We start from the raw sequence: 2,937 nt of genomic DNA on the forward strand, positions 1-2,937 counted from the left end.
TTCCTTTACAATACTCGCTAGACGGAAGATCGACGGATAAGCTCGGGGGCAGATCTCCGACGCCCCTTCAAGTAGCTCGTGCGCGAAATATTCGGCGTCAGACCATGCACCCACCCGGGCCAGTACATACGCCATATCAGCCATACACATGGCATGGTCAATTATGGGGACGTAATGAAGTAACAAATACGTGATCGAGAGCATCATCGCAGGTCACAGGCCTGTGGAGGGTTCGAAACGCGCAAGTTATTTCATTTCGACTCCTTAGTCGGCGGCCTTCCATAGATCGCGCGAGTGTGAGCCCTTCTGCGGGAGCACCGTTCTCTGCGGCATGCATCGACATCCCCGCGCTCCCAGCGTCCGACGGTGGTCCGGTCAACGTCCAGTTCATGCGCAAATGACTCTTGAGAATAGCCCATGGCGCGGCGCCTAGCCGTTAGACCGCTTTGCTTCCGAGCCATCAACTCAATCCCTTCGCGTCCCGCGGATGCATCAGATGCATCAATTGTGCATCATCGTTGCCGTAGTCCCGCTGCGGCCGGTGCGCCACGGTAGGTAGGGGCACTTCGGGTCACCTTGCTCTGGGGATCGGCGTAGGCGGGATCGTCGTGCACCGCGAATCCGTGCTGCGCCCGCTCGATCTCCACTAGCCTGGGCTCCACCCGGAAGCGGCCGACAGCCGCCCGCGAGGCATCCACAGAGATGAAGGTGTCCTTCGTGTCGTGGACGATCAGGGTGGGTGCGGTCGATCTCTGGCGAGAGGGCAACGGCTCGGCGTCCCCGACTGCAACCTTGGTCCTCGCCAACAGCGGCAGGCTGCACCAGACCACCTTGCCGCCGGTCGAAGGTCGGTAGTAGGCCCATCGGGTGCTCAGGGCCGACAGCAGCAACAGGCCGCGTCCGCCCTCGGCGTCGAGAGCCGGGTCTTGCCGGATGGGTGCGGCTGCGCTGGAATCCCAGACCTCGATGATCAGATCGGTATCGGTGCGCGTCAGGCGGGTAGCGATGATGTCCGCCCCTCCATCCCGCTGGGTGGTGATGTCCCGGGCCGAGGAGCCGGCTTATGTACTTGTAGTGTTGACCTTTCCTGGGTTCTCGCGGAAGAACGACTCCGCCATGTCGGTTCCCACACGATGGCGCCCGCAGCTGCGAGAAGCCGAGCAGATTCGGCGTCGATGCCGCGGGCGCCACCAGTGGCCAGCGCCACCTGGCCGTCTAGGCGAAATTGATCCTTGTCTCTGATTCCTTGCTCTCTTTGGCGTTAAGGTGTTAAAGCGTTATGGCTATTTGCTCGGGGATGGAATCATCGGTATCTGACGGTAGATGTAAGAAATTTTCATCAATACGCGCCAGCTCGGCCATCTATGGCAATCGTAGCGTGGCATGCTATCCGGAGATGATCGGCTTGCCGAGCGGCAGGCCCTTCCCGCCGGTCTCGGTGGACATGGGAGTCGAAATGAAATAACTTGCGCGTTTCGAACCCTCCACAGGCCTGTGACCTGCGATGATGCTCTCGATCACGTATTTGTTACTTCATTACGTCCCCATGATGTCGAGGTACAGGTAGACCGCGACCGCGATGAAGGCAAACACGACGTAGCCGCCGGCGTGCGTGAGGGCGGTGTTGGCGTAGATGGTGCCGAGCAGTAGCAACACCAGCGCGACGTCGACGAGCCCGAGCAGCAGGGTGTAGCTGCTGGGCAACCGCAGGGTGGCCACGGTGAACAGGACGATGGTGACCAGCCAGCTGATCAGCCACAGTTCGGTGCTCCTGGTGACCTGATCGGCGGGGATATTGTACCAGTTGTGGCCGAGACCGAGGACGAACGCGGCGTAGCTGCCGTAGAACCCGAAGAACACCCCGAACAGGCTGGCCGCGGCGTTCTGCCCGAGCGCCGCCGCCCAGATCGCGGAGATCAGGAGACCGACGGTGGTGGCAGTCATGATGACGGGTATGGCGGCGCCGCCCGCGGCGGGCGGAAGCCACCCGGTGTCGACCAGCCCGAGGCCGACGGCACCGGCGATGAAGGTGGGGATACCGATCACGCCCGGGTTGCCGCGCAGCGGGCTGAGAGGCGGCGGAGCGGGTAATGTCTCGGTCTCGTTCGGTAACGGCTGTGAGTGGGTGGCGACGGTGGCGCTGTCGGTGCTGGTGGTCATCGGGATCATCCTCCTGAAGGGGCCGTTTCCGAGGCGGCCCGCCGTATGTGCTGCGGGTGCGGGCGGTAGAGGAGGGCCGGACGTGCCGTGGGGACTACGCCGTCCCCGTCCTACGCCGGTGAGGCAGTGCTCGGCCCTCCCGGTTTTGCTGGCGTTACTTGCCGTCGTGTCACGCTGCGGGCTACGCGAAACGAACGAGGAGTTTGATAATGCCTTCCTCCTTGGTTTTCTTCAACCTGAAGGCGCATTCGACTTCGTCGAACCCGAACTCGTGGGTCGTCATCGCCAGCGCGATGTCCATGAACGTTGGCCGGGTCGGGAGGCGCCGGGTGGGGTTGGCGCTGCCCGGAGGGCGGGGTGTGTGCTGTCGGTACCGACGTGTGTGACCGGTGCCGGGAGGTGGGCGTATGGCACAGCGTGTGCGGGCGCGGTGGCACCCTGTCCGTAGCCCCGTGATCGGGGTGGGGGAAGGACTCCCGGAGAGCTGCCGCCGCGGGCTGGTGCGGTTTGTAGCGGAGGTCAAGGCAGCCCGGCCGGCCGCAGTGGCCGTGCGCTGCGGTGGCTGCGCGTCCGGCGCCGGTCACCACGCCTGGAACGTCACCACGCCTGGAACAATGAGACATCGGTGGAGGAGGACATGAACGTGAGCAACCATGAGGTGCCGTCGCTGAGCAGGCAGGTCGAGACCGCCGTCGCCGGTGCGATCGACCGGGCGCTGCCGGAACTCGCCGGCGCCGACCCGGTTGTCCGGGGCTCCGACCACGCGGACTTCCAGGC

Annotated in this window: 4 protein-coding genes; all 4 read right to left on the reverse strand. The window is 63.9% G+C overall.

The window, feature by feature from the left end; all coding sequences use genetic code 11:
- A partial coding sequence (locus ACY45C_RS20965; protein WP_462189267.1) for a hypothetical protein occupies positions 1-207 on the reverse strand: 207 nt, incomplete at its 3' end.
- Between the two features lie 44 nt (positions 208-251).
- Positions 252-461 carry a helix-turn-helix transcriptional regulator gene (locus ACY45C_RS20970; RefSeq protein ID WP_462189268.1) on the reverse strand — a complete coding sequence of 70 codons (210 nt, stop codon included), beginning with the start codon at positions 459-461 and terminating at the stop codon, positions 252-254.
- Between the two features lie 51 nt (positions 462-512).
- Positions 513-890 carry a hypothetical protein gene (locus ACY45C_RS20975; RefSeq protein WP_462189269.1) on the reverse strand — a complete coding sequence of 126 codons (378 nt, stop codon included), beginning with the start codon at positions 888-890 and terminating at the stop codon, positions 513-515.
- A gap of 646 nt (positions 891-1,536) precedes the next feature.
- Positions 1,537-2,160, reverse strand: coding sequence for a GPR1/FUN34/YaaH family transporter (locus tag ACY45C_RS20980; protein WP_462189270.1), 624 nt, complete (start codon positions 2,158-2,160; stop codon positions 1,537-1,539).
- Positions 2,161-2,937: the final 777 nt, after the last annotated feature.

It is taken from the genome of Frankia sp. CcWB2 (genome assembly GCF_977927585.1).